Source organism: Stenotrophomonas sp. YJH_SMC_127, assembly GCF_059372445.1.
The window spans coordinates 340,624-367,526 of the sequence record NZ_JCAFVO010000004.1; the positions used below are offsets into that span (position 1 = coordinate 340,624).

At 68.3% G+C, this 26,903-nt stretch carries 23 protein-coding genes; 6 read left to right on the forward strand and 17 right to left on the reverse strand.

Annotated features, from left to right (window positions below):
* Positions 1-171: 171 nt before the first annotated feature.
* From AC5QAB_RS12140 to AC5QAB_RS12185, 10 genes are all read right to left on the reverse strand, one after another.
* Positions 172-1,821, reverse strand: a complete 1,650-nt coding sequence (locus AC5QAB_RS12140; protein WP_197561752.1) for a M28 family peptidase — start codon at positions 1,819-1,821, stop codon at positions 172-174.
* Positions 1,822-2,051: 230 nt separating this feature from the next.
* Positions 2,052-3,701, reverse strand: coding sequence for a CsgG/HfaB family protein (locus AC5QAB_RS12145; protein WP_100449303.1), 1,650 nt, complete (start codon positions 3,699-3,701; stop codon positions 2,052-2,054).
* Between the two features lie 16 nt (positions 3,702-3,717).
* On the reverse strand, positions 3,718-4,404 hold the full coding sequence (locus AC5QAB_RS12150) for a hypothetical protein (protein ID WP_014645778.1): 687 nt from the start codon (positions 4,402-4,404) through the stop codon (positions 3,718-3,720).
* A gap of 98 nt (positions 4,405-4,502) precedes the next feature.
* On the reverse strand, positions 4,503-5,603 hold the full coding sequence (locus AC5QAB_RS12155; RefSeq protein ID WP_014645777.1) for a hypothetical protein: 1,101 nt from the start codon (positions 5,601-5,603) through the stop codon (positions 4,503-4,505).
* Positions 5,594-6,790: a hypothetical protein gene (locus tag AC5QAB_RS12160; protein WP_049408539.1), complete on the reverse strand. Its 1,197-nt coding sequence runs from the start codon at positions 6,788-6,790 to the stop codon at positions 5,594-5,596. The genes AC5QAB_RS12155 and AC5QAB_RS12160 overlap by 10 nt, the downstream gene beginning before the upstream one ends.
* 106 nt (positions 6,791-6,896) lie before the next feature.
* A complete protein-coding gene (locus AC5QAB_RS12165) occupies positions 6,897-8,159 on the reverse strand; it encodes an RNA polymerase sigma factor (RefSeq protein WP_032959269.1) in 1,263 nt (420 codons plus the stop codon).
* A gap of 45 nt (positions 8,160-8,204) precedes the next feature.
* Positions 8,205-8,561 carry a DUF1428 domain-containing protein gene (locus tag AC5QAB_RS12170; protein WP_014645774.1) on the reverse strand — a complete coding sequence of 119 codons (357 nt, stop codon included), beginning with the start codon at positions 8,559-8,561 and terminating at the stop codon, positions 8,205-8,207.
* 23 nt (positions 8,562-8,584) lie between these two features.
* Complete coding sequence (locus AC5QAB_RS12175; protein WP_014645773.1) at positions 8,585-8,995, reverse strand: VOC family protein; 411 nt, start codon at positions 8,993-8,995, stop codon at positions 8,585-8,587.
* A 36-nt stretch (positions 8,996-9,031) separates the two neighbouring features.
* A complete protein-coding gene (locus tag AC5QAB_RS12180) occupies positions 9,032-9,454 on the reverse strand; it encodes a VOC family protein (protein WP_014645772.1) in 423 nt (140 codons plus the stop codon).
* 67 nt (positions 9,455-9,521) lie between these two features.
* Positions 9,522-9,935 carry a YciI family protein gene (locus AC5QAB_RS12185; protein ID WP_014645771.1) on the reverse strand — a complete coding sequence of 138 codons (414 nt, stop codon included), beginning with the start codon at positions 9,933-9,935 and terminating at the stop codon, positions 9,522-9,524.
* A 735-nt stretch (positions 9,936-10,670) separates the two neighbouring features.
* On the opposite strand from AC5QAB_RS12185, the gene AC5QAB_RS12190 reads away from it, so the two are divergent.
* A complete protein-coding gene (locus tag AC5QAB_RS12190) occupies positions 10,671-11,078 on the forward strand; it encodes a YciI family protein (protein ID WP_012479004.1) in 408 nt (135 codons plus the stop codon).
* On the opposite strand, the gene AC5QAB_RS12195 is transcribed toward AC5QAB_RS12190, so the two are convergent.
* Positions 11,056-13,137 (reverse strand): NHL repeat-containing protein, encoded by a 2,082-nt coding sequence (locus tag AC5QAB_RS12195; protein ID WP_495233410.1) that lies wholly within the window; start codon positions 13,135-13,137, stop codon positions 11,056-11,058. The genes AC5QAB_RS12190 and AC5QAB_RS12195 overlap by 23 nt on opposite strands.
* Before the next feature lie 165 nt (positions 13,138-13,302).
* On the opposite strand from AC5QAB_RS12195, the gene AC5QAB_RS12200 reads away from it, so the two are divergent.
* Complete coding sequence (locus AC5QAB_RS12200) at positions 13,303-14,823, forward strand: hypothetical protein (RefSeq protein WP_197575571.1); 1,521 nt, start codon at positions 13,303-13,305, stop codon at positions 14,821-14,823.
* 98 nt (positions 14,824-14,921) lie between these two features.
* Here AC5QAB_RS12200 and AC5QAB_RS12205 read toward each other — a convergent pair whose 3' ends face one another.
* Positions 14,922-15,698, reverse strand: a complete 777-nt coding sequence (locus tag AC5QAB_RS12205) for a lytic transglycosylase domain-containing protein (protein ID WP_495233411.1) — start codon at positions 15,696-15,698, stop codon at positions 14,922-14,924.
* A 202-nt stretch (positions 15,699-15,900) separates the two neighbouring features.
* The gene (cycA, locus tag AC5QAB_RS12210) at positions 15,901-17,274 is read right to left on the reverse strand and encodes a D-serine/D-alanine/glycine transporter (RefSeq protein WP_053496312.1); all 1,374 of its coding nucleotides are present in this window, start codon (positions 17,272-17,274) and stop codon (positions 15,901-15,903) included.
* 230 nt (positions 17,275-17,504) lie between these two features.
* Between cycA and AC5QAB_RS12215 the strand changes: the two genes are divergently transcribed.
* Positions 17,505-19,121, forward strand: coding sequence for an EAL domain-containing protein (locus tag AC5QAB_RS12215; protein WP_049441460.1), 1,617 nt, complete (start codon positions 17,505-17,507; stop codon positions 19,119-19,121).
* 218 nt (positions 19,122-19,339) lie between these two features.
* Here the strand turns inward: AC5QAB_RS12215 and AC5QAB_RS12220 are convergent, their stop codons facing one another.
* Positions 19,340-20,524 carry an MFS transporter gene (locus tag AC5QAB_RS12220; RefSeq protein WP_014645765.1) on the reverse strand — a complete coding sequence of 395 codons (1,185 nt, stop codon included), beginning with the start codon at positions 20,522-20,524 and terminating at the stop codon, positions 19,340-19,342.
* Complete coding sequence (locus tag AC5QAB_RS12225) at positions 20,521-21,699, reverse strand: serine hydrolase domain-containing protein (protein WP_495233412.1); 1,179 nt, start codon at positions 21,697-21,699, stop codon at positions 20,521-20,523. The genes AC5QAB_RS12220 and AC5QAB_RS12225 overlap by 4 nt, the downstream gene beginning before the upstream one ends.
* Positions 21,700-21,929: 230 nt before the next feature.
* Here AC5QAB_RS12225 and AC5QAB_RS12230 point away from each other — a divergent pair, with 230 nt between their 5' ends.
* Complete coding sequence (locus tag AC5QAB_RS12230) at positions 21,930-22,829, forward strand: LysR family transcriptional regulator (RefSeq protein WP_014645763.1); 900 nt, start codon at positions 21,930-21,932, stop codon at positions 22,827-22,829.
* 210 nt (positions 22,830-23,039) lie between these two features.
* Positions 23,040-24,647 (forward strand): ATP-binding cassette domain-containing protein, encoded by a 1,608-nt coding sequence (locus tag AC5QAB_RS12235; RefSeq protein ID WP_495233413.1) that lies wholly within the window; start codon positions 23,040-23,042, stop codon positions 24,645-24,647.
* A gap of 81 nt (positions 24,648-24,728) precedes the next feature.
* On the opposite strand, the gene AC5QAB_RS12240 is transcribed toward AC5QAB_RS12235, so the two are convergent.
* Positions 24,729-26,054: a GTP-binding protein gene (locus tag AC5QAB_RS12240; RefSeq protein WP_495233414.1), complete on the reverse strand. Its 1,326-nt coding sequence runs from the start codon at positions 26,052-26,054 to the stop codon at positions 24,729-24,731.
* 69 nt (positions 26,055-26,123) lie between these two features.
* On the opposite strand from AC5QAB_RS12240, the gene AC5QAB_RS12245 reads away from it, so the two are divergent.
* Positions 26,124-26,495 carry a MerC domain-containing protein gene (locus AC5QAB_RS12245; protein ID WP_046428559.1) on the forward strand — a complete coding sequence of 124 codons (372 nt, stop codon included), beginning with the start codon at positions 26,124-26,126 and terminating at the stop codon, positions 26,493-26,495.
* Between the two features lie 76 nt (positions 26,496-26,571).
* Here AC5QAB_RS12245 and AC5QAB_RS12250 read toward each other — a convergent pair whose 3' ends face one another.
* Complete coding sequence (locus tag AC5QAB_RS12250) at positions 26,572-26,856, reverse strand: metal-sensing transcriptional repressor (RefSeq protein WP_041863029.1); 285 nt, start codon at positions 26,854-26,856, stop codon at positions 26,572-26,574.
* Between the last annotated feature and the right edge of the window lie 47 nt (positions 26,857-26,903).

Consider the following 26,903-nt stretch of genomic DNA (forward strand, 5'->3'; position numbering starts at 1 on the left):
GGCGCCTTGAGGAAGGGGGTGAGCCGAGCATAGGGCGGCCCGCCGGGCAAGCAAGCAGGCTGCGACGAAGGCCGGGAAAGTTGGGATGGAAGCCGTTATGGAAACGCCAGGCACGGCCCGGCGTTTCCGGGGGCGGCAATGCCGGCCAGCGGCCGGCACTACCGGACGCCGTTACTTGCGCTGGTCGGCGCTGGCGTCACGCACGGCGCGGAACGCCTCGTCCTTGCTCCAGTTCGGCCAATCGCGGGAATTGGCCAGCTGGTTGCCCAGCGTGTACAGCACTTCCAGGTCGCGCGCGGCACCGGCAAACACCCAGTCCGGCTGCCACTCGTCGCCCTGCTGGTGATAGCGCTTGGCGGTGTAGTCCTCGGAGGCCTTCCTGCCTGCGGCCACGCCACCGTCCACCCAGTCCTGGCCGGCCGACCAGGACAGCGCCGGCACGCCACGCTTGGCGAACGGGAAGTGGTCGGAGCGGAAGAACAGGCCCGCTTCCGGCTTCGGGTCCGGCGTGTAGCGGATATCCCAGCCCTTGGCCACGTCCTTCAGCTGGTCCAGCAGCTCGAAGCGCGCGGCACCGTAGATGCCGAAGTCACGCGACGGGCCGAACGGCGCCATGCCGTCCATGTTGATCACGGCCACGGTCTTTTCCAGCGGATATAGCGGATGGGTGGCGTAGTACTCAGAACCCAGCAGGCCCTTTTCCTCGGCGGTGACCGCCAGGAACAGCAGCGAGCGCTGCGGGCGCTTCTCCTTGGCGAAGCCACGGGCCAGCTCGACCAGCGAGGCGGTGCCGCTGGCGTTGTCCAGCGCGCCGTTGAAGATGCGGTCACCGCGCGCGTCCGGCTCGCCCACGCCGATGTGGTCCCAGTGCGCGCTGTAGATGATGGTCTCGTCCGGATGGCGGCTGCCTTCCAGGCGCGCGGCCACGTTGTGCGAGGTGATCACTTCGGTCTTCACCGCGTACTTCGCGTCCAGGCTGGCGCCGATCAGCGGCACCGGGGTGAAGTCGCGCTGCTGCGCCTTCTTCTTCAGTGCTTCGAAATCCTGCCCGGCCGAGCGGAACAGCTCCACGGCAAGGTCGCGCTGGATCCAGCCTTCCAGCAGCGGGTGGCTTTCTGCCGGGTTGTCACGCACCACGTCGAACATGGTGTTGGTGTTGGAGCCGGCCACGGTGGCCCAGCCATACGACGCCGGTGCGGTCTCGTGCACGATCAGCACGCCCAGCGCCCCCTGGCGGGCGCCTTCCTCGTACTTGTAGGTCCAACGGCCGTAATAGGTCATGCCCTTGCCGTCGAAATCACCCTGGCCGGTTTCGAAGTCCGGGTCGTTGATCAGCACCACGGCGATCTTGCCCTTCAGGTCCACGCCCTTGAAGTCGTCCCAGTTGCGCTCCGGTGCCTTCACGCCGTAGCCGAGAAACACCAGCGGGGCCTTGCTGATGTCGACGCTGCTGGCGCCGTTCATGGCGGCGCGCACGGCGATCTGCTTGCCCTGCTCCAGCGGCAGGGTCTTGCCGCCCTGGTGCAGCGCCAGCTGCGGTGCGCCGACGATGTCGCCCTTGCGCAGCGGCACGGCCTGGGTCCACAGGCGCTTGCCGTCCTTGAGGTCGCCGCCCGGCTGCAGGCCGGCGTCGGCAAACTGCCTGCTGAGGTAGGCGATGGTCTTTTCTTCGCCGGCGGTGGCCGGCGAGCGGCCTTCGTAGGCGTCGGAGGCCAGTTCCTTGACGTCGGCGGAGATCCGCGCGCCATCGAATTTCGGGGTGGCCGCCATCAGTGCGCTCGACACCGACAGGGCCAGCACGCCCAGTACCACTCGTTTCATTGCACTCTCCAGCAGGGAAATCCTTCTGGAGTGTAATGGGATTCGCCAGGGCTGCGCCCTGCACCTGCCGAAACAACGGCAACAGCCGAAGCAACAGCAAAAGCTGGTTTCCTGAGGGTAGGCGGGGTCCCACTGCTGTTGGTGGGTGTCGACCTCGGTCGACACGCACGGAAACACGAAGGGGTCAGATCCTTTTCCCGCCGGAAAAGGAATCTGACCCCCTCAGGGTGTTACCAGTTCGGGTCTTCGGCCGGGGCGGCAGCGGGCTTGGGCTTCGGCTTGGCCGCCGGGCGTGCGGCGGCGGCGGGAGCGGCCGAGGCAGTCGCACCTGCGGCGGCGGCCGGCTTGCTGCCCAGCTTCTGGCGCAGTTCGATCTGGCCCGGGCGGAAACCGCCGCGCATCGCGTCGACGCCGTCTTCGATGGTGCCGTACGAGGTCTGTGCGGCCACGCGGTCGATGCGGATGGTGCAGCACGGGTGTTCACTGCGGCCCAGTGAGCGGCCGGTCTGCGGGTCCTTCAGTTCCTCGCCCAGGCGCACGGCCTGCCAGCGCTGGCCGGCCTGCAGGGTTTCGCCACCCTGGCTCAACACCACCTGGTCACCGTCCACAGAAACCACCGACACCGGGAACAGCGTGGTGACGATCGTGGTACCGATCTGGCCCGACAGCGATTCCATCATCGCCGCGGCCATGTTGCGGCCGTTGACCACGCGGGGCAGGGTGCTCGGGCCGGTCGAGGCCAGCTGGTGGTCGAAGCTGTCGGACATCACCACCTGGCCGGTGGTGGCGTTGACCAGGCGCAGGGTGATGCGGCCGCCACCGGAGTACGAGGTCACCTGGCGGTCGGACATGCGCAGGTTGCGCACGCTGCGCGGGTACTCGAAGCGTTCGATGGTCGGGATCAGGATCAGGTCGGTCGCCAGCTGCTGGCCGACGCGTGTGGTGTCCTGCAGGCGTACGTTGCCGCTGTTGATATGGTCGATCTCGGCCTGCAGTTCGTCGCCGAACTCGCGATCCAGCACGATGAAGCGCTGGGTCTGGGTCAGCGTGTCGGACAGGCGCGCGCGGATCGCGTCGGCCACTTCATCGGCACTCACGCGGCCATCGCCCACGGCATAGCTGCCGGCCTTGGTGCGCGGCAGCGCGACCACGATCTTCGGCTTGCCCTGCTCGTCCGGTGCACGGTACTGGGCAATCTGTGCACGCACGCGCACCTTCCAGTAGCTGCGCATGCTGCGGTGGGTCACATCCGAATCGAACGAGCTTGCGCCACGCTTGGCATCGACGCTGACCTTCTCGTCGTAGCTCTCCTTGACGCTGGCCGAGGCTCCGCCGCCCTTGGCCGTGGCCTCGCCGGACGCGCTGGCAGAGGCCGAACCCTTGAAGCTCCAGCCTTCGTCGCTGGCGCGCACGCGCGCGATGGTTTCTTCATCCAGCTGCCGCACTTCGTCCTGCGACAGGATTTCATAGCCCAGCACCGCGCCCTGCGAGCCGGCGATCATCTGCTGGGTGAACGCGTCGGCGCGGATATCGCCGACGTGTTCGTCATCCACATCCACATGCAGGCCTGCACGCAGGCTCTGCATCTGGCTGGCCACGCGTACGCCGTTGACCTGCGCCACCGCCGACTGCAACGCCGCCAGCACCGCCAGTTCCGGGGTGCTGCCGATGCCGTCGGCCTCGCGCGCGACCTGGGTGGTGCCGCCGAAATCCGGCGTGCCACGCAGGGGCGCTGCTTCCACTGGCGCATTGCTGGCCAGTGCACTGGTTGCCTTGTCCTTGGCAGGTGCGGGCGCTTCGGCCGGGGTGTCCTGCTTGCCACAGGCTGCAAGCAGCGCGGCAGCCAGGCCCAGGCCGATCAAACGGGAGGTCGTACGCATGGGGATTCGCCTCGGATCAGTTCATCTTGTCCAGCTGGCCCAGCATCGAGTCGGCGTTGGACGGCACCTTGACCTTGCTCTTCTTGGCGAAGGTCACAGCCGACTTGGTCGAACCGTACAGGCCCTGGATGAAGCCCGGCGATTCCTTGGCCACCCATGCACCAGCGGCCAGCTTGCGGCCGACGGTAGCCATCTGGGTGGCGCCCAGGTTCTTCATGCCGGCGGTGAAGTTGCTGGCTTCGCCACCCAGCTTCTGCGCTTCGGCGGCCGACGCCAGCAGCGAGACCAGGCCTTCGGCGTAGTGCTGCTTGGATTCAGCGTTCAGCTCCGGCTGCGCGGCCTGGCGCTCGTCGATCGCGGCCTGGGCGGCTTCGCTGACCGACACCGACTTCTTCATCGCATCGACGCTGACCGAACCCGACGACAGCGCCTGGCGCTCGGCTTCCAGCAGCTGCACCTGCTCGGCCAGGCCGAAGGCACGGGCGAACGAGGTCTGGGCCTGCAGCGAGTGCGACTGCGAGCTGACGAAACGACGCACCAGCGCTTCCTGCGCGGCTTCGTCCGGGGCAGCGGCGCTGGAGGTGCTGCTGGAGGAGCCGGTGGAGCCACCGGCCAGGTCCTTCAGCTTGCCCAGGCCGGCATGGGCCGGCATCGACAGGGTGGCGGCCGCGATGGCCAGGGCAAGAGCGGTATTGCGGATCATGTGAGAGTCCTTTGGAAGAAACGGCCGCGTGCGGCACGTGGGGAATCGGTAACCCAGGGGCGATGCCGAGCGAGCTCGGCACCCAACGGGGCGGCGGATCAGCGGACCGCCTTGACGTTCAGTTCGTTGATCATCTGCTGGGCGGCCTTTTCGGCAGCCAGCTGCAGGGCATTGGTACGGGCCACGGTTTCATTCGGGCCGGTGCCGGAGAACTGCACCGGGCCGACCGACGACACGGTGCGCGGGAAACGACCGGTCACGTCCAGCACCTTGCCGGTGACAGTGACGAACACGCGGGTGTTGCCGCTGGCCGGATCGCGGTCACGCATGCCGACGTCGAGGGTGCCGACGGCGATGTACGGGATGTTGGCCGCACGGATGCCATTGGCGGTGTCGCGCAGGGTGGCCGGGGCCAGGTCGTTGCCGGTGCTGAAGTCCTTGCGGATGCGCTCGATGCTGAGCAGGCCGCGCGACTCGCCTTCCACGTACTCGGCTTCAACCACCTCGTAGCCGGCGGCGCTGAAGGCACCGGTCATCGCGGTGTTGACTTCGGCGGCGTTGGCCACCTTCCAGGTGATGTTGTCGGCGCGCGCGGTGGTGCTGCCGCCGCTGGTGACCGACACCGAACCGTTCTGGTTGATGCTGCCGTTGGTGCTGACCGAGTTGCCGCGGAAGCTGTCGCCTTCACGGGTGTTCTCGCTGTAGCTGCTGCTGGCGTCGACGCGGCGGTATTCCTTGTCCTGGAACGACTGCACGGTGTCCTGCGAGCGCGCCATGAACAGGAAGGTCAGCAGCGAGCGCTGCGCAGCGGTGGCGCCGGCCACGGCCGAACCCGCATCCAGCTTGGTCTGCAGCAGGGTGGTGTTGATCTCGGCGCGGACGGTGACGCTGTAGGTCTTGGCCTTCTTGTCTTCGGTGTCCGACAGCTGCACGGCGCTGAGCACGTAGCGGTCGATCTCGCCGATGAACTCGGCGCGGCGCGCCTCGAACAGGCGCAGCTTGGCCGCACCGGTTTCGGCGATGTACGCCTCCAGGGCATTGACCTTGGCCTTGTTCAGGGCCTGGGCACGGGTATCGGCGCTCAGGCGCAGGCCGTAGCTGGCCGAGCCGGTACCGCGCGAACTCGCGGTCTGCGCAGCGACCGGCGAGGCCACCGCCAGCGCGATGAGGATGAGCAGGATGGTACGCATCAACGACATGACTTGATCAACTCCTGGAGGGCTTGGGTCTGCTGCTGCAACGGGCGGCCGCCCGGCTTCTGTTCGTCCAGCCAGGCGCGCGAATCGGCACGCTTGGCGGCGGCGCCGGCGAAGGCGTCGAAGCCGGCCAGCAGGGTTTCGTAGCTGGCCGACCACTGGTCGACCTGCCACTGCGTGACCGGCACCACCTTGGTGGCCCCCTTGCGCAGCGGCTGTTCGAAATAGACCTTGCCCGAGAACGGCTCGCTCACCTTGGCGGTGAAGAAGGCGCCGAACAGCATCGTCTTCATCGCCGGGGTTTCCTCGATCACGCCGTTCTTCAGTGCATCGACCTGCAGCTGGATGACGTAGTCGGGTTCGGGAATCTTCAGCTGGTAGACCTTGCCGTCGGCAAAGCGGGCGGCCATCGCACCGCCGATCGCCTGGCCCGAGGCCGGCGGCAGCAGGCCAACGCCAGTGTTGGACGACAGCGTCTTGGACAGTTCGTGCGCAAGCGTGGCACGCAGCGGTGCTTCCCACTTCGGATCGGGCAGCTTGGCGCGTGCCGCGTCGGACAGGGTCACCCCGCCCACCTGCAGGCGACGCACGGCGGCATCGGGCAACCGGGCCTGCGCCAGGCTGGCCGCCAGTACCTGCGACAGGCTGGTATCGGCACCGCCGTACAGCAGATCGGCGACGATCGCGTCGATATCGTCGTTGTCCGGACGGTAGTCCTGCACGTCGATGCGCTGCAGGGTGAGCGGATAGGAGGCGATCACCTGGCGCTCGCGGAAGTCGAAGAACAACGCCTGCAGCGCCACTTCCACCAGCACCTTGTACTGGTCGCCGATCGGTTCGACCGAGACCAGCTCGCGATCCAGCGCAGCGGCCAGCACGGTGGCACTGGTGGTGCCGTCGAGCATCGCCACCGGCTGGTCGATCAGCTCCAGGTGGGCCGGTGCGTGGCGCTTGAGCGACTGTGCCAGCGTCTGGTTCAGCGGGACCAGCCCACGCCGTTCCAGCACCGCGTGCGCATGCGGGGTGGTCGCCTGCACGGCGGCGGCGTCAGCGGTATAGGCAAAACCGGCCCAATAGGCCTGCTGTGATTTGTCCGCAGCCTGCACGGCCATCGGCCATACGGCCACGCACAGGGCACAGGCAAGCAGGCGCGCAAAAGCGCGCGATGCGCTCTTCGTCCTTGAATACATCCAACCGCTCCTCGGTCAATACGCACGGATCGCGGACGCTGATGCGTCCGCTGGGCGCGAAACATAGCCGCTCAGGCGGCCGGCGACAAGTGCTGCCTTTGTCGGCTCAGTCCGTGGGGGGCAGGCCCGCCCGTTGCCGCAGCAGTCCGCGCTCGGCCTGGTTCTGGCTGAGCCGAGCGGCCTGGCCAAAAGCGTCACGTGCGTCCTGCTCACGCCCCAGTGCCTGCAGCAGCTCGCCGCGCACCACCTGCAGCGGCGCATAGTCGCGCAGGCGCGCGTCGACCAGCAGGGGCTGCAGCTGCGCCCACGCGGCGAACGGGCCTTCGCTGCGCAGGATCGCCACCACCCGGTTCAATGCCACCACCGGCGAAGGTTGCACCTGCAGCAGCTGTGCATAGAGCGCGGCGATACGCGGCCAGTCGGTCGCGTCGGCGCGCCGCGCAGCCGCATGGCAGGCCGCGATGCGCGCCTGCAGCACATAGGGATCCTGGTCGCCACCGATGGCCAACGCGCGCGCCAGCACCTGCTGCCCGCGGTCGATCTGCAGCCAGTCCCAGCGCGCGCGGTTCTGCTGGTCCAGCAGCACCGGCGCGCCCTGCGCGTCCACCCGTGCCGCTGCGCGCGAGGCCTGCAGTTCCATCAGCGCCAGCAGGCCCAGTACCGGCGGCACCGGCAACCGATGCGCCAGGATGCGGGCCAGCCGCAGCGCTTCCTCGCACAGCGCCGGGCGCATCCAGTCATCACCGGCGCTGGCGGCGTAGCCTTCGTTGAACACCAGATAGATCGCTTCCAGCACCGAGGCCAGGCGCTCCGGCATCGCGTCCGCGCGTGGCACTTCATAGGGCACCTGCTTCTGCGCCAGCGTGCGCTTGGCGCGCACGATGCGCTGGGCGATGGTCGGCTCCGGCTGCAGGAACGCACGCGCGATCTCGACGGTGGTCAGGCCACCGAGCAGGCGCAGGGTCAGTGCCACCCGCGCATCGGCCGGCAGCACGGGATGGCAGGCCACGAACATCAGCCGCAGCAGGTCATCGCCCAGGTCGTCCTCCAGTGCCTGGCTGTCATCCGGCGCCGGCAGTGCCGCCGGATGCAGTTCCTCGCCCCACTGCGCATGCTGCTGCGCCACCCGCTGGTGCTGGCGCAGCACATCGATGGCACGGTTGCGCGCGGTGGTCATCAGCCAGGCTCCGGGGTTGTCCGGGATACCCTGCTCCGGCCAACGCTCCAGCGCGGCCAGCCAGGTGTCCTGGGCCAGCTCCTCGGCACGGCCGACATCGCCACCGAGCAGCCGCGCCAGGCGCGCAATCAGCACTGGCGACTCCATCCGCCAGAGGGTTTCCAGACGCTGCGTAAGTGCGGGCTCGAGCATGCGCCGATCACAGCACGCACGCCCGGCCCGCACAAGCGCCGCAGCTCACGCTTCAACAATCGGCTTGAAGCCACCCCAGAACATGCGCCGGGTATCGAACGGCATGTCCTTCGGGCCCAGCGACGCCAGCCGCGGGTCGGCCATCACCTTTGCGTTGATGCGGTCGCGTGCCGCGCGCGAGCGGAACACCACGAAGGCGACGATCACCGTCTCGCCCGGTTTCGCCTTGACCGCGCGCGGGAAGGAGGTGCTCTTGCCCGGCTCCACATCGTCGGCCACGCATTCCATGTACTGCAGCGCGCCATGGTCCTTCCACACCGCACCGGCCTTGCGGGCAAGGCGACGGTAGGCCGCCACCTTGTCCTGCGGGCACGGCAGCACGTAAGCGTCCACGTAAGCCATGCGGGTTCTCCCTGCGGCGGCCGTCAGCCCGGCTCGCCGTCCATGTGTGCGATTTCCCAGAGATGGCCATCCAGGTCCTGGAAGCCACGCTGGTACATGAAACCGTAGTCGCGCGCGGGCTGCGGTTCACTGGCGCCGGCCGCCAGAGCCTTGTCCACCATCACGTCCACCGCCTTGCGGCTGTCCGCCGACAGGCAGGTGATCACCTCGGTCTGGCTGCGTGCGTCGGCGATCGGCTTGGTGGTGAACTGCTTGAAGAACGGCTGGGTCAGCAGCATCACGAAGATGCTCTCGCTGATCACCATGCAGGCGGCATCGTCATTGGTGAAGGTCGGGTTGAAGCTGTAGCCCAGCGCTGCGAAAAAGGTCTTGGACGCGTTCAGATCCTGCACGGGCAGGTTGACGAAGATCATCTGCGGTTGCGGTGCACTCATCGGTGAAGCTCCTTGTGGATGAAAGAAAGAGAGGAATCAGGGCTGCTTCATGCAGTTGACCATCCACGGCTTGCCATAGCGGTCGACCAGCATGCCCCAGCGGTGCGCCCAGAACGTTTCGGCGATCGGCATCTGCACCTGGCCCCCCTCGGCCAGCGCGGCAAACACGCGTTCGGCTTCTTCGATGCTGTCGACATCGACATTGATGGTGGTCGAGCCACCCTCGCCGCCGCCGGGGCCGTCGGCCGCCATCACGATGGCGTTGCCGATCTCCAGCTGGCTGTGGGCGACGTGGTCCAGGGTTTCCGGCGGCATCTCGTTGCAGCCCGGCGAGCCATCGGAGGGCGGCATGTCGCGGTATTTCATTTCCGAAGTGACCTGGCCACCGAGTGCCTTGGCGTAGAACGCCATCGCCTCGTGGGCCTGGCCGCTGAAGCCGAGGAAGGGAATCAGTCTCATGGCAATACTCCGTGATGTGGTTCAGGGCGGTAGCGCCGGGTCGTGCCCGGCGTGGAGATGAATCGGGTCAACCTTCCAGCTGTGCACGCAGACGCTGTTCCTGCTGCTGTAATTCGGGGGTGAAGGCTTCACCGAAGTCTTCAGCGGAGATCAGGGGACGCAGTTCGAGCGTGCCGCCACTGCCGAACGGCGCGCGGCTGGCCCATTCAACCGCTTCGTCCAGCGACCGCACCTCCCACAGCCAGAAGCCGGCGATCTGTTCACTGGCAGGACCGAACGGACCGGCCTCGACCTGGGGTGCCCCGCCGCCGAAGTGAATGCGACGGCCGCGCTGGGTGGCGTGCAGGCCTTCACCGGCCAGCATGATGCCGGCGGCCACCAGTTGTTCGTTGAAGGCGCCCATTTCGGACAGTTCCTGTTCGCTGGGCATGCGGCCGGCTTCGGAGTCGGCGTTGGCCTTCACGATCACCATCACTTTCATTGCGGTCTCCCGTGGGGACGCGTGGTGCGTGCCCTTCATTGGGTACAACGAACCAGGGGGCTGGGAATCGACACGTCCTCTGAAAATTATTTCTTCCGTGGAAAGCGCGCCTTCGGCGGGAGTCGGCGAACGGCGGAGCCCCTCCGTGGTGGTGTGGGTGGTCGCTGAAAGCGCGGGTTCATGGGTTTGGCCGGGTGGGTAGGCGGGTCGGGGGACGCCGTAAACCCATCCATGGGGGCTTGGCCGCGGCATCCATGCCGCGGACACCCCCGCCCCGCCTACCCACCCGGCCCTGGACAGTTTCCTGCCTCCGGTACCCACCACGGGAAGATCAAGAGAAAAGGCAACAGCAACAGCAACAGCAACAGCAAAAGCAAAGGCGGTTGGCTGGCGGCCTCTGCTTTGCGAGCGAAGCGACCCGCTTTTGCTCTTGATTGTTGATTTCCCGTGGTGGATCGGCCGCCGGAATCTGTCTGGGGCCGGGCGGGTGGGGTTGGCGGGGTATCCGCGCCATGGATGGCGCGGCTAAGCCTCCAGGGACGGATTCACGGCGTCCCCGCCAATCCCACCCGCCTGGCCCACCCTCAGGAAACCCGCTTTCAGCGACCCACCCAAACCCACCACGGAGGGGCTCCGCCGTTCGCCGTCCCCGCCGCAGGCGGCTTTTCGCGCTGCAGCATGCCGGCGGGCAAACCTGCGCCATCATGGACACCCCGCCCCCGCCAGGACCGTCCCATGCAGCAGTACCTGCTTCTGATCTATATCGAGCCTGCCCTGCTGCAGGCCCTGCCCATCGAAGAATTCAACGCGCTGATGCGCGACTGCCTGGCCCACGCCGACAAGCTGCAGGCCGAAGGCACGCTGCTGGCCGCGCAGAAACTGCAGCCGGTCGACACTGCACAGACCCTGCGCGTGCGTGATGGCAACAGCCGTGTTCTCGATGGCCCGTTCGCCGAAACCCGCGAACTGCTGGCCGGCTTCAACCTGATCGTCGCCCGCGACCGCGACGAAGCCATGCGCATCGCCCGCGACTTCCCGTGGGCGCGCTTCGGCAGCATTGAAGTGCGGCCGCTGGAAGACATGGACGCCGAGCGCGAACGCTGCGGCGCCCCGGCTGCGGCTATGGCAGCAGCCGTACCCTGATCTCGCGCGGGCCGACGCCTTCGTTGCCGCTGTAGTCGCGCACGCTGGCGCGCACGATGTACTCGCCCGGCGGCAGCGCCGCCGGCTGCCAGCGCCCGGTTTCCATCAGGCCGTCGCGCACGGTGTTGGTGGCCAGGTAGCGGAACCGGGTCACCGCGCTGCCGTGCACGGTGATACCACTGTCGGGGGCGTAGGCCACCCGCACCGCTTCCTTCTGCGGCGGCATGCGGTTGAACACGATGTTCCAGCGTGGCTGTTCATAGCCCTGCAGCGCTCGGCCATCGGCGTCGAGGATCTGGTAACCGACCTGGTACATGCCCAGGCGGCGGCGCGGCAGGTTGTTGTCGACCTGGTCCCAGGCCTCGACCACGATCTGCACGCCGCGGCCATGGCGCGCCACCATCACCACGCCATCGCCGCCCGCCGCCATCGGCTGGTCGTTGTCGTCCAGCAGGGCCACATCGGTGATGCGCGGCGCGAAGTGGTCGGCGTAGCCCTGGAAACCCAGCGCCACCGCGTTGGTCTCGAAACCACCGGTACCCACGACCAGGTGCACGTGCGCCTGGTTGTTGATGCTGCCCAGGCGGTCACCGACGTGGATGCGCATGCCGCGGCGCACGCGCATCCGCTCCAGCCTGCCCTGCTCGTCATACAGCGCCTGCCAGCGCGTATCGTAGGGTTCGTCGCGCGGGGTGCGGCCGACCCGCATGTGGATGTACTTGAGGCGATCCACGACCAGGCCCTCGGCCTGCTCACCCAGGCTCCAGGCGGCCACCGGGCTGCTGATCTTGCCTTCGGCGATCGCCAGCACGGTCTGGCCCACATCACCGCGCACGTCGAAGCCGCCATGCAGGTGGTGGCGGCTCTCACCGGTGAAGTTGCCGCGCACCTCGCCCAGGGTGCCGACCACTTCGTGCCAGCCGTCCTGCGGTGCCAGCGGCCAACGGCCCCCGGTCTTCGGCAGCGCGGCATCGGCAGCCGGGCCGACCAGTGCCGGTGCCGGCAGGTCGCCCACCGGCAGCGGGCGCAGGCGATGCAGGCGGTAGCTGGCGGCGTCGGCCACCAGCACGCTGCCATCGGCATCCAGCGCCAATCCGCTGGGGCGGGCCAGCCGCGGCAGGCGGCCATTGCCGACCAGCGCGATCTGATGGCCCTGCGGCGTCACCTGCACGATGCGGCCATCGAGATCACCCACGTACAGCACGCCGTCATGGGTGGTGGCCAACGACAGCGGCCCATTGATCACGCCACCGGCGGCGACCACGGTGCTGACCGTACCATCGGCACCCACCCGGCGCACGGCGTTGTTGAACAGGTCGGCCACCAGCAACGCGCCCTGCGCGTCGAAGGCCAGCGCCACCGGCGTATCGAAGCGCGCAGCGGCGCCCACGCCATCGGCAAGGCCCGGCCGATCACCACCGGCCAGGGTACGCACGCTGCCATCGGTACCGATCACCCGGATGCGGTCATTGAACGTGTCCGCTACGTAGACCTGGCCCTGCTGGTCCACTGCAACGCCCATCGGCGCATCGAAGCGGGCCTGCGCGGCCGGGCCGTCGGCGTGGCCCTGTTCGCCACCGGCCAGCGTGGTCACCTGGCCATCGGTGCTGATGCGGCGGATCGCATGGTTGCCGGTGTCGGCCACATACAGGTTGCCCTGCGCGTCGGCGGCAATGCCCGAAGGCGTGTTGAAACTGGCCTGCAGTGCAGGGCCATCGACACGTCCCTCGCCCTGCCCGGCCACCGTTTCAACGCGGCCATCGGGAAGGCGGCGACGGATCCGGTTGTTGTCGCCGGCATCGGTGAAATAGACGCTGCCATCGGCACTGCGCAGCAACGCGTACGGATCGGCGAAGCGTGCCTGCGCGGACGCGCCATCACGGTCACCCGGATGGCCATCGCCGGCCAGCGGTTCGATCTGCGCGGTCCACGCCAACGGCGTCGGAGCCGGACCCGCCGGTTCAGCCAGCGTATGCAGCGGTGTCTCCCACCAGGTCGCAGCCAATGCCACTACCGTCGCCAACGCTACGCCTGCCGCCATCCATTGCCACCGTGCCATCGTGCTGCGCTGCCTGCCTGCTGTCTGAAGAGGCACCGACAATAGACGCTGCGCGTGCGATCCGCCACGGCCGATTGTGCGGCTGAACGCCAGAATTCGCTCCGTCGTGCTTGTCCTCGCTGGCTGCAGCAGGTTCAATGCGGTTCCCACGGATGGAGATTCTCCATGCCCCGCGTTCTCCCGCTCACCGCCCTGCTGCTGGCCGCATTGGCCAGCACATCCGCCACTGCTTCGATCACGGTGGCGCCGCAGAAGCCGTCAATCACCGCCGATGCGATGCATCAGGCCTATGCCACGCGCTGGGATGAGGCCATCCAGCAGTCACGCAGTGGCAACACGCTGGGCGCGCTGATCAGCATGGAACGGCTGATGGAGGATCCCCTGCTGGACGACTTCGATGCCGAGCATCGTGGCCGCGCCTCGCAGGTCGCTGGCTGGACCGCACTGATGCAGAAGAAGCCGGCCCTGGCCCGCCGCTACCTGCAGCGGGCGCAGGAGGCCCTGCCGGAGGATGCACAGATCCTGCTTACCCAGGTGTCGGTGGAACTGTCGGACAACCAGCCGGCCGCAGCCACCACCTTCCTGGTGAAGGCACTGCAGCATGCCGACGCGCCGCTGCCGGTTGATCACCATGCCATCAACTACCTGCAGTACCGCCTGCGTGACCAGCCGATGAAGCGCATGGACCTGCTGCAGGCGCTGTTTGACAACGGCTGGAAAAGTGGCGGCCTGGAGCCCACCGGGCTGTGGCTGACGCTGGCCACGCTGCAGGCCGACAATGGCCGTGGCGACGGCATTCCAGCCACGCTGGCGCGCATCGACAGCCCGGCCGAGATCATCCGCCTGCGCAGCGACAAGCGCTTCGACCGTTATGTCGATCGCGGCGATGCGCGCTTCGATCCGGTGCAGGCGGCGCAGCGCCACCTCGATGAACTGCGTGTTTCCGGCCTGCTCGACCGTGCACTGGACGCGCGCATGGCCGAGTTCAGCACCACCCTGCTCATGCTGGACCGCAACGAGGAAGTGCTGTCGTTGACCGAGGGCATGGCCGGTGCCGCGAGCAACGGCGAATCACCTGCCGCCGCCGAAGCGGAATGGGTGGCCTGGCTGCTCAACAGCCGGCTCACCGCACTGCGCCGGCTGGGCCGCACCGATGAGGCACTGGCCACGGCGCAACAGGCCCAACGCATCGGCGCACTCGGCCCGGATGGTGTCGAGCACCAGATGAATGTCGGCTTCGTCTTCAGTTCGCTGGGGCGCATGCAGGACGCTGCGCAGGCAGTGAATGACATGCCGGGCCTCGCCGGCTACGGCAAGGCCGCGCAGGCGCTGCTGCAGTTCGCCGCCGCCCGCGAGCGCGGTGATGCCGAGGCGCGCGACGCAGCACGCGCGGTGATCCTGGCCCAGCGCGAGGATGCCCGCCTGTTCCATCGCGAAATGCTGCTGGAGGAAGGCAACCTGGACGGTGCCGCCGCCGTGCTGATCGAACAGCTGCGCTCGCCCATCGAACGCGGGGAAACCCTGGCCAGCCTGCAGGACATGCGCACCTATCCGTCATTGCCGGGCGATGTGCGCATCGATGCCGCGTGGCGTGCACTCAAGCAGCGTGCCGACGTGCAGGCCGAGGTGGCACGCGTCGGCCGCATCGAGCGCTACGACCTGGTCAGCACCTCCACCTCGCGCTGAGCGGCTTTTTGTGTAGAGCCGAGCCGATGCTCGGCTGCAATTGGCGCAGCCGAGCATCGGCTCGGCTCTACAACGCCACGTGCAGGCAGCACCGTCCGCTAGCGCGCCGGCACTTCGGTGCGGATGCCCATCGCTTCGCGGTAGCGTGCGTACAGCGCCATCACCTTGTCCACGTAGGCCAGGGTTTCGGCGTAGGGCGGCACGCCCTTGTAGCGGGTGACCGCACCGATGCCCGCGTTGTAGGCAGCCGCCGCCAACGGGCGGTCGCCGTTGTAGCGGCGCAGCAGCGCGCGCATGTAGCGCGCGCCACCCTCGATCGACTGCTGCGGCGAGAACGGATCGCTCACCCCGTATTCCTGCGCGGTTTCGGGCATCAGCTGCATCACGCCCTGTGCGCCCTTGCTGGATACCGCCAGCGCGTCGAAATTGCTTTCGGCGTGGGCGATGGCACGCAGCCAGGCATCATCGACGCCGGTGGCCCTGGACGCGGCCTTGAACTGCCGGGCGTGCTGCGCCAGCTGCGGCGTGCCGACCTTGCCCAGGCCCTCGTGCGCCGGCTCGCCTGGCGGCGTGGCCACGGTGAACTTCAGGAACACCCGCGAGCCGGGCAGGTTGCGCGTGGAGTAGACCAGCGCCCCGTCCTGTTCGCGCTCGTACAGCACGCCGCTGAACACGCCCATGTTGCCCCACAGGTTCGGGGTCTGGACGGTGTTGTCGTCGATCTCCTTCGGCGTGCACCGCGATCCCGGCTCCGGCGCGGTGGCCAGGCTGACGGTGTTGCCCTGCACGCAGCGGTAGACGGTGCGCGCGGCGGCCAGCCCGGGCCACAGGCTGGGCAGCAGCAACAGCGCGAGCAGGAGGGGGCGAGGGGACATGGCGGCCGGATGATCCGGCCGTGCCCGCTAATGTTGGGTGAATGGGGGCCGGCAGGGCGGCGTCCTGCACCCGTGGTAGTGCCGGCCGCTGGCCGGCAACCTCAACAGCAACAGCCGTTTTCCCGCGAGGAGGCGGGGTGGGTCCCGCGACCTGCCGGGTCAGGTCCCGTTGCTGGGCAACGGGATCTGACCCCACTTCGGATCACTTCGCGGTCCTCCGACGCACCCAATAGCCCACGCCCAGCAGCACGAACCACGCCGGGCTGGCGATCAGCGCCTGGCGGGTGTCGCCCTGCAGGCTCAGCAGCCCCAGCACGGCGGCGAAGAACACCAGGCACGCCCAGCACATCGCGACGCCGCCGGGCATCTTGAAGATCGATGCAGCATGGCGCTCCGGATAGCGACGGCGATAGGCCATGTAGGCCACCAGGATCAGCGACCAGACGAAGATGAACAGCACCGTCGCCAGTGTCGTCACCAGGGTGAAGGCGGTCACCAGGTTGGGAATCAGGTAGATCAGCAGCGTGCCGCCCAGCAGGCACAGGCACGAGAACAGCAGGCCACGGGCCGGCACTGCGGCGCGCGACAGTTTCGACAGCCCGCGCGGGGCGTGGCCCTCTTCGGCCAGGCCGTACAGCATGCGGCTGGTGGAGAAGATGCCGCTGTTGGCCGAGGACGTGGCCGAAGTCAGCACCACGAAGTTGATCAGGCTGGCGGCGGCGGGAATGCCGGCCAGCACGAACAGCTGCACGAACGGGCTCTTGTCCGGCACCACCTGGCGCCACGGGGTGACCGCCATGATCGCGATCAGCGCCAGCACGTAGAAGATGATGATGCGCACCGGGATCGAGTTGATCGCCTTGGGCAGGTTGCGCTCGGGGTCGGCGGTTTCGGCGGCGGTGGTGCCGACCAGCTCGATGCCGACGAAGGCGAACACCGCAATCTGGAAGCCGGCAAAGAAGCCGACCAGCCCCATCGGGAACATGCCACCGTCATTCCACAGGTTCGACAGCGACGCGGTGTGGCCGCTGGGTGAGGTGAAGCCCCACGCCACCAGCCCGGCGCCAGTGATGATCAGCGCGCAGATCGCCACGATCTTGATCAGCGCGAACCAGAATTCCATTTCGCCGAACAGCTTCACCGTCACCAGGTTCAATGCCAGCAGCAGCATCACGCAGGCCAGCGCCGGTTTCCAGGCTTCAAGCCCGGGGAACCAGAACTGCGCGTAGGCGGCAATGGCGATCACATCGGCGATGGCGGTGACGATCCAGCAGAACCAGTAGGTCCATCCACAGAAGAACCCGGCCCACGGGCCGAGCAGGTCGGTGGAGAAATCGATGAAGGATTTGTACTGCAGGTTGGACAGCAGCAGTTCGCCCATCGCGCGCATCACGAAGAACAGCATCGCGCCGATGATCAGGTAGACGAAGACGATGGAGGGGCCGGCCAGGCTGATGGTCTTGCCCGATCCCATGAACAGGCCGGTGCCGATGGCACCGCCGATGGCGATCAGTTGCAGGTGGCGGTTGGACAGGCTGCGGCGCAGGTGCTCGGGGGGCGTTGCGGGCTCGGTCATGGGCGCGGGCAAAAGGGGCGGGCGAAGCATTCGACGGTAGTCCTCCGCGGCGCCGAGCGCCAGCGCCAGACGGACCTATTGCGTCAAAGCGGGCCGCTTTCACCACAATGTGACCGAATACCGTATTGATCCCATTCCGCCCGGCCCGGCGCCATGCTCAGATAGCCGCACCTGCCCAAGGACCGGCCCACCATGCGCCCTGCCCCGCCCGCCCCGCTGGAGCCCCGGCCATGAGCCGGCTGCGCGTCATCATCGGCGGCACCGCCCTGGCCCTGCTGGCCGCTGCGCTGCCGATCGCGGTCATGGCCTACGCCACCTGGGACCGCGCGATCAGCGTCGAACAGCAGCGCCTGCGCGACATCGCCGATCGCACCCTGCGCCGCTCCGACCTGTCCTACCAGGAAGCGCTGGCGGCACTGAAATCGGCCGAGGCCGGCGCCTACGTACCCTGCAGCCCCGAACACATCCGGCGCATGCAGACCCTGGTGATGACCACCCCATCGATCGACCAGATGGGCTACTTCGAAGGTGGCAAGCTGCGCTGCACCTCGTGGGGTCCGTTCCTGTCCGATGTGGATCAACCCACGCCGGACCACGTCACCAGCGATGGCGCAGGCATTGCAGTGGATGTGCGCCCGGAAATCAGCGGCCGCCGCCAGGTGCTGGCGGTCCTGTATGGGTCCTACGACGCACTGGTGGACCCGCGCCGCTTCGTCGATGTCATTGCCGACCCGAACGTGCGGCTGGCGCTGGCCAGCCCCGATGGACGCCTGCTGGCCAAACAGCCCGGCCTGGATCCGGACCTGCTGCAGGCACTGCTGCGCGACCCCGGCGAAGGCCTGGATCACGCCACGCTGTTCGCCAGCGCGCGCAACGAGGAATGGCTGGCCATCGCCACCACGCCGCGCACCGCGCTGGCCGCCGCCTTCCGCCAGCAGGCATGGCTGTACGTGCCGGTCGGCCTGCTGCTGGCCGCCGCCGGGGCCGGCCTGGTGATCTGGCTGTCGCGGCGCCGCCTGTCGCTGCGCGGTGAGCTCGCCACCGCCATCCGCCGCCGCGAGCTGTACCTGCATTACCAGCCGATCATCGAACTGGACACCGGCATCTGCGTCGGTGCCGAGGCGCTGGTGCGCTGGCAACGCCCGGATGGCACCCAGGTGCGGCCGGACCTGTTCATTCCGCTGGCCGAAGAGGCCGGCATGATCGCCGACGTCACCGACCTGGTGATCGAGAACGTGGTGCGCGACATGCGCGAGCTGCTGGTGGCCGACCGCAGCGCGCACATCGCGATCAACCTCGCCGCCGAAGACATCAGCAGCGGCCGCGCCCTGAAGATGATTTCCCGGCACATGGCCGGCAGCGGCATCCTGCCGCAGCAGATCTGGATGGAGGCCACCGAACGTGGCTTCCTCGACCTGGACCGCGCGCGCACCATGCTTGCCGCCGCCCGCCGCGCCGGCCACAGCGTGGCGATCGACGATTTCGGCGTCGGCTTCTCCAGCCTGCAGTACCTGCAGCAGCTGCCACTGGATGCGCTGAAGATCGACAAGTCGTTCATCGATGCGATCGGCACCGAAAGCGCCACCAGCCCGGTCACGCCGCACATCATCGACATGGCCAAGGAGCTGGGCCTGTGGGTAGTGGCCGAGGGCGTGGAAACCGAAGCGCAGCTGGCCTACCTGCACAGCCGGCATGTGGAATTCGGCCAGGGCTGGCTGTTCTCGCGGCCGCTGCCGCGTGATGAGTTCGTCGCCTTCCACCACAAGCGGCAGCAGCAGTACGGCGCTGCACGCGAGCACATGCAGAACCCGCGCAGCGTGCCGATCGAGCGTGAAGGGATCGAGTAGGACGGCCAACGGCAGAGCCCCTGGTGGTGGGTCGCGTACAGCTATCCCGGCGTTGGCCGGGACGGTCTCTGACAGGTTCCGGCGGCGGCCCTACCACGGAATCAACAGAAGAAAGCAAACGCGGGTCGCTGCACTCGGTAGATCCACGCCATGCGTGGATGGCGCGGCCCACGGTAGTGCCGGCCGCTGGCCGGCACCGCGCCAGCATTGATCGGCGCTTACGCCCACGCCTTCGGCCGTGCCAGCAACCACGCGACGGTCACCGCCAGCAACAGCAGCGGCAACCATCCCAGCTGGCTCGGGCCGCTGGCCTGCAGCAGCACGCCGCCTGCCACGCCGCCGGCCGCAATGGCCAGGTTCCAGCCGGTCACCAGCATCGACTGCGCCAGGTCCGCAGCGGCGCCGGCGCGTCGTGCCAAGGCGGTCTGGAACAGGGTCGGCACCGCGCCGAACGCCACGCCCCACAGGATCGTCGCCAGCAGCAGCGCGCTGGCCACGCCGGGCCATACCAGCAAGGCCAGCACCGGTACGATGAAGCCGATCACCGCCGCCCACACCAGCGCACGCAGGTGGCGATCCACGCCCCAACCAGCAATCCCGATGCCGGCAATCGCCGCCACGCCGAAGGCGAGCAGCAGCCGGTCCAGCCACGGGCCGGCACCCGCCTCCACCGCCAACGGTTCGATGTAGGTGTAGAGCACGTTGTGCGCCAGCACGTACAGCACCATCACCAGCAGCGCGCTGCGCACGCCCGGCATGCGCCAGACCTTGGCCAGCGACGCACGTTGACCGGCACCGGCCGCTGGCAGCGCCGGCAGTGCCCAGCGCGCGTACGCCAGCAGGCCCACGCCCAGCACGCTCATCAACGCGAACGCCCAGCGCCAGCCGACCTGCTGGCCCAGCAACGTACCGGCCGGCACGCCCAGTGACAGCGCCAACGGCGATCCCACCATCGCCACCGCGATCGCGCGCCCCTGCAGCGACGGCACCACCATGCGTGCGGCATAGCCAGCCACCAGTGACCACAGCAGGCCACCGCTCACCCCGGCCAGGAAACGCGCAGCAAGGATCAGCGCATAGCTGCTGCTCAGCGCCGTCAACGTGTTGACCACCACGAAGCCAGCGATGGCCGCCAGCAACAGCGGACGCCGCGGCAGGCGCTGGGTCAACGCCGTCATCGGCAGTGCTGCCATCACCGAGCCCAGCGCATACACGCTCACCAGCTGGCCCACCGCCGCATCACTCACGCCCAGGCTGTCGCCCATCGGTCGCAGCACGCCGGCCGGCAGGGTCTCGGTCAACAGGGTGATGAAGCCGCCGCCTGCCAGCGCCAGCAGGCCCGCCCACGGCAAGCGTGTGGCCTCACCGGCCGGGCTGGCCGCATCGATGGCGTGGCCGCTCATCGCGCAGCCTCCAGGTCTGCATAGACCGCATCGCGCAGGTCATCGACGAAGGCACCATCCATGCCTTCGTACAGGGTGTTGGTCAGCGCCACCACGCTCAGCCCACGCGCCGGATCAACAAACCAGCTGTGCCCATAAGCGCCGCCCCAGCGCCAGGTGCCTTCGCGCTGCGGCGTGCCGCTGGCAGCGGCCTCGCGCAGTACTGCAAAGCCCAGCCCGAAGCCCCAGCCGGCCGGTTCCGGCGGCCCAAATTCGCCCACCTGCGGGCTGGCCATCTCTGCCGCCAGCGCGGGCGGCAGCAGGCCGGAGCGCTGCACGTCACGCAGCGCCTCCAGCACCGACATCACGTCATCGGCAGTACCCACCAGGCCGGCGCCGGCCGAAGCGAAACGGCTGGCATCGAGGGCACGCGCAAGGCTGTACTCGATGCCCACCGTTCCCTCGAACGGCACGACCACCTCCCCTTCCTGCAGGCGATGCGGCTGGGGCGTGTCGCTCACATACGGCGTGGCCAGCCGTGCGGCAGCGCGCGTGGCGAACGCGGTATCGCGCAGGCCCAGGGGGGCAGCCAGCAAACGCTCGAACAGCACCTGCAGCGTTTCACCGGTCGCCGCTTCGGCCACTGCACCGGCCACGTCCACGCCCAACGAGTACAGCCATTGGCTGCCCGGTTCGAACAGCAGCGGCGCCTGTGCGATACGGCGCACGTTCTCGGCCAGGGACACCGGGTTGGCGTCCATGCCATCGCTGACGCCGGCCCGGGCGTACGGTCCGTGCGCATCGGCTTCCAGGAAACGGTAGCCCAGCCCGCTGCTGTGGCTGAGCAGCTGGCGCAGGCTGATCGGCGGCCTGCGGCCATCGGCCAGCGCCGGCCGGAAGTCCGGCAGCCAGCGCTGCACCGGCGCATCGAGGTCGAGCACGCCCTCGGCCACCAGGCGCAGGATCACCGTGCTCAACAGCGGCTTGCTGACCGATGCCAGCCGGAACAGCTGATCGTGCTGCATCGGCAGGGCCGACTCGCGATCGGCCTGCCCGGTCGCGCTGGCATGGCGCAGCACGCCGTGCTCGCACACCAGCACCACCGCACCGACCAGGCGCGTCGGGTGGACCTGCTGCAGCAGCCGCTGCACCGAAGGCAGCATCGGTGCAGGTTCGAGGGAAAGAGCGGCATTCATCGCGGTGATCCGTGGGGAGAGGCCCGCCACGTTAGGCAGCACGGCGCAGCGCAAAAAGCCGGTTGCCGCTCCGGGCATCATGGACCGTGGAGTCCGCAATCGGCATGATGGCCGGAACTGCAAGGCCGCAACAGCAGGCGCCGCCACCCTGCACCAGAGTGTTGCGGTGGCGGCGCCGCCCGCCGTGATCACGCCGCCCCTACCCTGCCGCTTTCATTGCCCCTACGCCGATGTCAGTCCTGGACAATCTCGCCAACCTGCAGACCTTCGTGCACGCCGCCGACACGCGCAGCTTCGTCGAGACCGGGCGCCTGCAGGGCATCTCCGCATCTGCCGCCGGCAAGTGCGTTGCCCGGCTGGAGCATGCACTGGGCGTGCGCCTGTTCCACCGCAGCACGCGCAGCATCACGCTCACCGCCGAGGGCCAGCTGTTCCTGGCGCGCTGCCGGCGCATCCTCGACGAGCGCGATGCCGCACGCACCGAGCTGGCACAACCGCACGCCACGCCCAGCGGCACGCTGCGCATCAGCCTGCCGCTGGTCGGCGATCTCACCCTGCCGTTGATGGCCGAGTTCATGGCGGCGTATCCGGACATCCGCCTCGACCTGGATTTCAGCGACCGCCTGGTCGATGTCATCGAGGAAGGCTTCGATGCGGTGCTGCGCGTCGGTGAACCCAGCGACTCGCGGATGAACGCACGCCGGCTGGGGGTGTTCCCGCGCCGTGTAATCGCCTCGCCGGGCTACCTGCAGCGCCGCGGGGTTCCGCGCACGCCGGCGGAACTGATGCAGCACACGCTGCTGCACTATCGCTTCCCCAGCACCGGCAAGCTGGAGCCGTGGCCGATCCACTGGCCCGATGACGAAGCACCGCAGGAACTTCCGGTGCACATGGTGGCCAACACCATCGAAGCGCGGGTGGCGCTGGCACTGCGTGATGTCGGCCTGGCCTTCGTGCCGGTGCACTCGGTGCGCGATGCGCTGGCCGACGGCCGCCTGGTCACCGTGCTGGAGGATCATGTGCACTCCTGCGGCACCTTCCACCTGCTGTGGCCTTCGGGCCGACACGTACTGCCGAAGCTGCGGGTGTTCATCGACTTCGTCGGCGCCCGCCTGGGTACCGTGCCGTAGATCCACGCCATGCGTGGTGCTTAAGGTCAGCCGAGCATGGCTCGGCTCTACCGCTGCACGCAGCCATTCAGCCAGTCCCGCTATACTGGCCCCTCATTCCTCCAAGAGGCTCGCGACCAATGCGCCATTGATGCCGCCGTCTTCCCATCAGACGGCCTGACTCTTCCCGCCCCTGCGCGCAGGGGAGAACCCGGCATCCATGGAGGTCGCATGACCCCGTATTCCCTCACGCTCGATCGCGTGTCGTATCGACTGGCCGACGGCCGCCCGCTGTTTTCCGATCTGACGTTTTCCTTCGATCCGGTCGCCACCGGCCTGGTCGGTGCCAATGGCGCTGGCAAGAGCGTGCTCGCACGCCTGCTCGCCGGCCGGGTGCAGCCAGAGAACGGGCAGGTACGCGGCAGCGGCCGCGTGTTCCTGTTGCCGACGCCCGGCTATCCACCCGCTGGCACGGTCGGTGAACTGGCCGGCGTTGGCGCTGAACTGGCCGCACTGCAACGCATCGAAGCCGGCAGCGTGGACGAGGCCGACTTCGCCTGCGTCGGCGACCGTTGGGACCTGCGCGAGCGCCTGCAGCAGCAATGGCAGGCGCTACGGCTGCCCGACGACCTCGATCCGGCCCAACCCGCCGCGCGCCTCAGTGGCGGCCAGGCCATGCAGGTGGCGCTGTCCGGCGCCTGGGCCAGCGGCGCTGATTGGCTGATCCTGGACGAACCCAGCAACCACCTCGATGCCCGCCATCGCCAGCAGTTGTACGAACGGTTGCAGCAGTGGCGCGGCGGCCTGCTGGTGATCAGCCATGATCGGGAACTGCTGGCGCACATGCAGCAGATCGTCGAGCTCGACGCGCGCGGGCTGCATCGCTATGGCGGGCCGTGGCAGCACTACGCCGACGCGCGTGCCGCCGAACGCGAAGCGGCCGCGGCACAGCTCGACCACGCCCGCGCCCAGCACCGGCAGCAGCAGCGCAGTGCGCGCGAACAGCACGAACGCCAGCAGCAACGCCAGGCACGTGGCAATCGCGATGCAAAGCAGGCCAACCAGGCGCCGATCCTGCTCGGCCGACAGAAACAACGTGCAGAGGGCAGCCACGGCCGCGCACAGCAGGTACAGGCCGAGCGCCTGCAGGCCAGCGCAGACCAGCTGCGCGCTGCGGCCTCGGCGGTTCACGCCACACCGGAGCTCGCACTGTTTGCCGGTGAGGGGGAACGCGGCAGCGCACGCCTGCTGCAGGCCGAGTCGCTGGTGCTGCCGCATGGCTGCCGCGCGCCGTTGCAGCTGGACATCCGCCGCGGCCAGCGCATCGCCGTGGTTGGTGACAACGGCAGTGGCAAGTCCACGCTGTTGCGAGTGTTGGCCGGCCAGTTGCCTGCACGCAGTGGCAACGTACAACGGCATGCACCACTGGCGCTGCTCGACCAGCAGCTGCTGGGGCTCTCCGGCGAGCGCAGCATTCTCGACACCGTGCAGGCTGCCAACCCGGCGGCCGATACCGGTGAACTGCGCACACGGCTGGCCCTGCTCGGGCTGGACGCGCAACGCATCCAGCGTGCAGCCCATCACCTCAGCGATGGCGAACGGGTGAAAGGCGCGCTGGCCAGCGTGCTGTATGCCGATCCCGCACCGCAGATGCTGCTGCTGGACGAGCCCGGCAATGCGCTCGATCTGGGTGCCCTGCAGGCGTTGGAAGAACTGCTGGTGGCATGGCCGGGCGCGCTGGTGATGGTCAGCCACGACCGGCACCTGCTGCAGGCGTTGCAGCCGACGCAGGTGTTGCAGGTGAGCACCGGGGGTTGGCAGTGGCGTGACGCCTTGTAGATCCACGCCATGCGTGGATGGTGTATCGACCAGGGGTAGTGCCGGCCGCTGGCCGGCAGCCCATGGATCCTCAGTGCACCGTCACCGCTTCCACACCGGGAACGCCTGCGGCAACTGATGCCACAGCAGCGGGCCCGCACGCAGCTCCTGGTCGTTGAGCAGGCAGGCATCCAGTTCCGCACGTACCGCACGCTCATCCATGTGCACGCCGATCACCACCAGCTCCTGGCGGCGATCCCCCCACAACGGGTGCCACAGGCGCTGCATCGCCGAGTGCGCGGCCGCATCCGGGAAGTCTTCCGGCCCCGGCAACGGTGCGCTCCAGCAATCGGCCTGCTGCCGCGCCCAGCCCAGGTCGCTGTACGGCAGCGGCGTGGGCGGCAGCAACGGCGGCGTGTCCTCCAGCCCGGCACGCACGCGATCGCGAGCGGCGTACCAGAACCCCGCCGCCTGCGTCCGCGTCGCGGCACCTACGGTGTTCAGCTCGCCCACCCAGTCCATGCGGTTGGCCAGCCAGAACCAGCCCTTGCTGCGGATCACGCCCGGCATGCCCGACTGCAACGCGCGGGCGAAACGCGCGGGATGGAACGGTCGCCGCGAGCGGTAGACGAAACTGGCGATGCCGTACTCCTCGGTTTCCGGCGTGTGCTCGCCACGCAGCTCCTTTACCCAGCCCGGCGCACGTTGCGCACGCTCGAAGTCGAAGCGACCGGTGTCCAGCAGCTCGGCCAGCGGCACGTCACCGAAGCTGGACAGCAGCAGTTTCGCGTCGCGGTTCAGGCCACGCAGCACGGCCAGCGTGTCCTGCAGCACTTCGTCATCGGTCTGATCGACCTTGCTGACCACGATCACGTCGGCGAACTCGACCTGTTCGCACAGCAGGTCGACCACGCCGCGATCGTCATCCCGCCCAGCCTGCTGGCCACGCTCGGCCAGGCGCAGCGTCGAGCCGAAGTCGGCGAGAAACGCGCTGCCATCCACCACCGTCACCATCGTGTCCAGGCGCGCGATGTCACTCAGGCTGAAGCCCTGATAGTCGCGTACCGCGAAGGTGGCCGCCACCGGCATCGGCTCACCGATGCCCGTCGACTCGATCAGCAGATAGTCATAGCGCCCCGCATCGGCCATGCGCCGCACTTCCTGCAGCAGGTCATCGCGCAGCGTGCAGCAGATGCAGCCATTGCTGAACTCCACCAGCGTCTCTTCGGTGCGGCGCAGTTCGGCGCCGCCCTCGCGTACCAGCTGCGCATCGATGTTGACCTCGCTCATGTCGTTGACGATGACCGCCACACGCAAGCCCTCGCGGTTGCGCAGGATCTGGTTGAGCAGGGTGGTCTTGCCGGCCCCGAGGAAGCCGGACAGCACGGTGACCGGAAGGCGACGGTCGGCGCGGGAAACAGTGTTCATGTCGGAGCGGGTTGGCTGCGGAACGGAAATGTTACTGTATAACAATTTCTGCGCAAGGAACCTCCCCCCATGAAGTCGCCTTCTGCCGCCCTGCTTGATGCCAGCGCGGTCGCCCTGTCCAGCCTGTGCCTGCTGCACTGCCTGGCGCTGCCCCTGCTTGCCGCCGCGCTGCCGCTGTTCGGCACGTGGGCCGAAGCGGAATGGGTGCATCTGCTGTTCGTGGCCATCGCCTTGCCGCTGACCGGCTACGCGCTGTGGCGGGCAGAACGCCGTCACCCGCTGCCCGTGCTGGCCTGGGCCACCGCCGGCGCCGGGCTCGGCCTGCTGCTGGCCGGCGCGTTGGCGCTGCCCTCGCACGACTGGGAAACACCGATGACGGTCACCGGCAGCCTGCTGCTGGCCGCCACGCATATCTGGAACGCGCGACACCGCCACGGGTAGTGCCGGCCGCTGGCCGGCAACCTCATGAACGGGGAAGACAACCTGCAGTCGCCAGCCAGCGGCCGGCACTACCTGGTCATTTGCCGTAGCGGCGCAGCAGCTCGACCAGCACCTGGGCCTCGGCCGCCCGCTGCTGCGGGTCTTCGGCGCCCACCACGTGTTCCTGCAGGTGCTCGTGCAGCAGCTCCATCAGCAGGCTATGGGCGGCACCGCGCACGGCGGCAACCTGCACCAGCACGTCCGCACAGTCGCCGGCCTCACCCTCCGGCCTGTCCAGCGCCTGCTCCAACGCCGCCACCTGTCCGCCGATGCGGCGCACCCGGGTCAGCAACTGCTTTCGATGCTTGTGTACATGAGCCATGCCGGAATCATATACCCTATGGGGGTATCCACTCCACCGCTGGCCCC

Coding starts and splice junctions, on each gene's coding strand:
- AC5QAB_RS12140 (WP_197561752.1), bottom strand. CDS start 1,821: ATGAAACGAGTGGTACTGGGCGTGCTGGCCCTGTCGGTGTCGAGCGCA.
- AC5QAB_RS12145 (WP_100449303.1), bottom strand. CDS start 3,701: ATGCGTACGACCTCCCGTTTGATCGGCCTGGGCCTGGCTGCCGCGCTG.
- AC5QAB_RS12150 (WP_014645778.1), bottom strand. CDS start 4,404: ATGATCCGCAATACCGCTCTTGCCCTGGCCATCGCGGCCGCCACCCTG.
- AC5QAB_RS12155 (WP_014645777.1), bottom strand. CDS start 5,603: ATGTCGTTGATGCGTACCATCCTGCTCATCCTCATCGCGCTGGCGGTG.
- AC5QAB_RS12160 (WP_049408539.1), bottom strand. CDS start 6,790: ATGTATTCAAGGACGAAGAGCGCATCGCGCGCTTTTGCGCGCCTGCTT.
- AC5QAB_RS12165 (WP_032959269.1), bottom strand. CDS start 8,159: ATGCTCGAGCCCGCACTTACGCAGCGTCTGGAAACCCTCTGGCGGATG.
- AC5QAB_RS12170 (WP_014645774.1), bottom strand. CDS start 8,561: ATGGCTTACGTGGACGCTTACGTGCTGCCGTGCCCGCAGGACAAGGTG.
- AC5QAB_RS12175 (WP_014645773.1), bottom strand. CDS start 8,995: ATGAGTGCACCGCAACCGCAGATGATCTTCGTCAACCTGCCCGTGCAG.
- AC5QAB_RS12180 (WP_014645772.1), bottom strand. CDS start 9,454: ATGAGACTGATTCCCTTCCTCGGCTTCAGCGGCCAGGCCCACGAGGCG.
- AC5QAB_RS12185 (WP_014645771.1), bottom strand. CDS start 9,935: ATGAAAGTGATGGTGATCGTGAAGGCCAACGCCGACTCCGAAGCCGGC.
- AC5QAB_RS12190 (WP_012479004.1), top strand. CDS start 10,671: ATGCAGCAGTACCTGCTTCTGATCTATATCGAGCCTGCCCTGCTGCAG.
- AC5QAB_RS12195 (WP_495233410.1), bottom strand. CDS start 13,137: ATGGCACGGTGGCAATGGATGGCGGCAGGCGTAGCGTTGGCGACGGTA.
- AC5QAB_RS12200 (WP_197575571.1), top strand. CDS start 13,303: ATGCCCCGCGTTCTCCCGCTCACCGCCCTGCTGCTGGCCGCATTGGCC.
- AC5QAB_RS12205 (WP_495233411.1), bottom strand. CDS start 15,698: ATGTCCCCTCGCCCCCTCCTGCTCGCGCTGTTGCTGCTGCCCAGCCTG.
- cycA (WP_053496312.1), bottom strand. CDS start 17,274: ATGACCGAGCCCGCAACGCCCCCCGAGCACCTGCGCCGCAGCCTGTCC.
- AC5QAB_RS12215 (WP_049441460.1), top strand. CDS start 17,505: ATGAGCCGGCTGCGCGTCATCATCGGCGGCACCGCCCTGGCCCTGCTG.
- AC5QAB_RS12220 (WP_014645765.1), bottom strand. CDS start 20,524: ATGAGCGGCCACGCCATCGATGCGGCCAGCCCGGCCGGTGAGGCCACA.
- AC5QAB_RS12225 (WP_495233412.1), bottom strand. CDS start 21,699: ATGAATGCCGCTCTTTCCCTCGAACCTGCACCGATGCTGCCTTCGGTG.
- AC5QAB_RS12230 (WP_014645763.1), top strand. CDS start 21,930: ATGTCAGTCCTGGACAATCTCGCCAACCTGCAGACCTTCGTGCACGCC.
- AC5QAB_RS12235 (WP_495233413.1), top strand. CDS start 23,040: ATGACCCCGTATTCCCTCACGCTCGATCGCGTGTCGTATCGACTGGCC.
- AC5QAB_RS12240 (WP_495233414.1), bottom strand. CDS start 26,054: ATGAACACTGTTTCCCGCGCCGACCGTCGCCTTCCGGTCACCGTGCTG.
- AC5QAB_RS12245 (WP_046428559.1), top strand. CDS start 26,124: ATGAAGTCGCCTTCTGCCGCCCTGCTTGATGCCAGCGCGGTCGCCCTG.
- AC5QAB_RS12250 (WP_041863029.1), bottom strand. CDS start 26,856: ATGGCTCATGTACACAAGCATCGAAAGCAGTTGCTGACCCGGGTGCGC.